Source organism: Roseomonas sp. E05 (genome assembly GCF_030063475.1).
Taxonomy (GTDB): domain Bacteria; phylum Pseudomonadota; class Alphaproteobacteria; order Acetobacterales; family Acetobacteraceae; genus Pseudoroseomonas.
The window spans coordinates 1-866 of the sequence record NZ_JASIRT010000095.1 but is presented as its reverse complement, the minus strand read 5'-3'; the positions used below and the strand labels follow the sequence as shown (position 1 = coordinate 866).

Genomic DNA, 866 nt, shown 5'->3' with positions numbered 1-866 from the left:
AGAGCACCTTTCAAAACCTGGAAAAGCGGTAGGGCTATGCCGATCTGAAGGGCATGGCGAAGCCCCTGATTTCAGATGAACTCTGGTTGGTCATTGAGCCGCTGTTGCCGCCCGAGCGACCCAAGCCGAAAGGTGGGCGACCAGCGGTGCCCTCCCGGGCCGCCTTGAGCGGAATTCTCTTCGTGCTGCGCTCCGGCATCCCTTGGGAGATGCTGCCGCGGGAGATGGGCTGCGGATCCGGCGTCACCTGCTGGCGGCGGCTGCGCGACTGGCAGGAAGCTGGTGTGTGGGACCGGCTGCACCGGGAGTTGCTGCGGCGCCTGCGCCAAGCCGACCGCATCGACTGGACCCGTGCCTGCGTGGACAGCGCGTCCATCGCGGCGAAAAGGGGGGTGCCGGAACCGGGCCGAATCCGACGGACCGCGGCAAGGCGGGCACCAAGCGGCACCTCGTCACCGACCGACGCGGCACCCCGCTCGCCTTCCTGCTGAGCGGCGCCAACGCCCACGACAGCAAGCCCTTCGAGGACCTGCTCGACGCCGTGCCACCTGTTGCAGGGAAACCTGGGCGACCCCGCCGCAGGCCGGACAAGTTGCACGCCGACAAGGCCTACGATCATCGCCGCTGCCGCCGCGCCTGCTTCCGACGCGGCATCAGGCACCGGATCGCGCGCCGCGGCATCGAGAGCAGCCAGAGGCTGGGCAAGCACCGGTGGGTCATCGAGCGCACATTCGCATGGATCAACCGCTTCCGCCGCCTGGCCATCCGCTACGAACGCAGGCTCGACATCCACCATGCCCTCACCGCCCTCGCCTGCTCCCTCATCTGCCTCAACGCGCTTCAGGAGCGGTTTTGAAAGGCGCTGT

The 866-nt window shown here is 67.9% G+C and carries 1 protein-coding gene; it reads left to right on the top strand.

What is annotated here, in order from left to right:
• Nucleotides 1–53: 53 nt before the first annotated feature.
• Nucleotides 54–856, top strand: a protein-coding gene (locus tag QMO56_RS26825; protein ID WP_408906561.1) for an IS5 family transposase whose coding sequence is annotated in 2 segments (ribosomal slippage) — nucleotides 54–399 and nucleotides 399–856 — 804 coding nt in all. Because the reading frame shifts where the segments join, the coding sequence is not laid out codon by codon here.
• The last annotated feature ends 10 nt before the right edge of the window (nucleotides 857–866 follow it).